General features: G+C 73.2%; 1 protein-coding gene. It reads left to right on the plus strand.

Features of this window, described 5'->3' with window-relative positions:
• The coding region (locus ACWDCZ_RS40450; RefSeq protein ID WP_449818604.1) for a MupA/Atu3671 family FMN-dependent luciferase-like monooxygenase at positions 1–2,367 on the plus strand (2,367 nt) is incomplete at both ends.

Here is a 2,367-nt window from a genome sequence, read left to right on the forward strand (position 1 = left end):
GCCGCGACCGTGCCCGACGAGACCGTGGGCGGCGCCCCCGCCCCGGCCCTCCCGTACGAGCCGGTCAGCGACCCGCAGCGGCCGGTGGACTTCAGCCTCTACTTCTTCGGCGACTACCCGCTGGACTCCCCGGACGACGAGAAGTACCGCATCGTCCTGGAGAGCGCCCGCTTCGCCGACCGGCACGACTTCCACTCCGTCTGGCTGCCGGAGCGCCACTTCCACTCCTTCGGCGGCATCTTCCCCAACCCCTCGGTGCTGGCCGCCGCGCTGGCCCGGGAGACCAGCCGGATCCGGCTGAACGCGGGCTGCGCCGTGCTGCCGCTGCACCACCCGGTGCGGGTGGCCGAGGAGTGGTCGGTGGTCGACAACCTGTCCGGCGGCCGAGTCGGCCTGGGGTGCGCGAGCGGCTGGCACCCCAACGACTTCCTGTTCTTCCCCGAGCGCTACGGCAGCCACAAGGAGCTGATGCACCGGCAGATCGACACCGTCCGGTCGCTGTGGCGCGGCGAGCCGTACCAGGGCCGCAACGGCAACGGTGAGCCGATCGAGGTGACCCTCCACCCGCGCCCGCTGCAGGACCTGCCGCCGATGTTCACCGCGATCGTCGGCAACCCGGACAGCTTCCGCGAGGCGGCCCGGCACGACCTCGGCGTCATCACCAACCTGATGACCCAGGACGTCGCCCAGCTGGCCGAGAACATCGCCGTCTACCGGCGCACCCGCGCCGAGCACGGCCTCGACCCCGAGGCCGGCCGGGTGGTCGTGCTGGTGCACACCTACCTGGGCACCGACCTGGCCACCGCCCGCGAGCAGGCCTACCGGCCGTTCTGCCACTACCTGCGCTCCTCGCTCTCGCTGTTCGGGCAGATGGCCAACAGCCTGGGCCTGACCCTGGACTTCGCGAACGCCCGCGAGGAGGACCTGGAGTACGTGCTGGAGCGCGCGTACGAGCGGTACTGCGCCTCCCGCGCGCTGATCGGCACGCCGGAGAGCGTCCAGGGGGTGCTGTCCGAGCTGCGGGCGGCCGGCGCCGACGAGATCGCCGCCTTCGTGGACTTCGGGCTCTCCCCCGAGCTGGTGGCGACCGGGCTGCCGCAGCTCGACGTCCTGCGCCGGGATACCCTGCGCGGCGCCCGACTGTCGTACGCCCAGCAGCGGATGTGGTTCCTGCACCGGATGCTGCCCGACGGCGGCCAGTACAACGAGGTCAAGGCGATCGCCCTGGACGGCCCGCTCGACCCCCAGGCGCTGGACACCGCGCTGCGCCGGCTGGTCGAACGCCACGTGGCGCTGCGCACCGTCTTCCGGGAGCAGGACGGCGAACCGTTCCAGCAGGTGCTGGCGCCGCCCGCCGGCCCGGTCCTTCAGCGGATCACGGCCGACCCGGCCGCCGAGGACGCCGTCGCCGACCTGGTCGCCGCCGAGGGCGCGCACCGCTTCGACCTGGCCGAGGGCCCGCTGTTCCGGGCCCTGCTGCTGGAGCAGGCGGCCGAGCGGCACGTGCTGGTCCTGTCGATGCACCACATCGTGATCGACACCCTGTCCACCGTGGTGATCACCCGCGAGCTGGGCGAGCTGTACCTGGCCGCCCAGGAGGGCCGGGCCGCCCACCTGCCGGTGCTGACCACCGGCCCGGCGGCCGAGGCCGCCCGGGAGCGGGCCCGGGTCGCCGAGGGCGAGTACGACGAGAGCCTGGCCCACTGGCGCAAGGTGTTCGGCGGCGGCGACCTGCCGGTGCTGGCCCTGCCCACCGACCGGCCGCGCCCCGCGGTGCCGGACGGCCGCGGCCGCTCCTTCGTCCACCACCTGCCCGCCGAACTCTCAGACGGCCTGCGGGAGTTGGCCCGCTCCAAGCGCTCGACCCTGTTCATGGTGCTGCTGACCGGCTTCGCCGGCGTCCTGCAGCGCTACGCCGGCCAGGACGAGATCGTGCTGGGCACCCCGGTGGCCAACCGGGCCGAGGGCACCGAGGACCTGGTCGGGTTCTTCGTCAACACGCTGGCGCTGCGCCTGGACCTGTCCGGCGAGCCGGCCTTCGCCGAGGCGCTGGGCCGGGTCCGCTCCACCGCGCTGGACGCCTACGAGCACCAGCAGCTGCCCTTCGAGGTGCTGGTGCAGGAGCTGAACCCGCAGCGCGACACCAGCCGCAACCCGCTGTTCCAGGTCATGGTCGAGTTCGAGAACCACATGGTCTTCGAGCTGGACCTGCCCGGGGTGACGGCCCGTCCGCTGGACCACGTCGCCGACCGCGCCGCCTTCGACCTGACGCTCTTCCTGACCAGCCTGCCCGACGGCATCCGCTGCCACGTGGAGTACGCCGACACCCGGGAAGCCCCCAGAGCGACGGAACCGGCTCCGCCGGGC

It is taken from the genome of Kitasatospora sp. NPDC001225 (assembly GCF_053597855.1).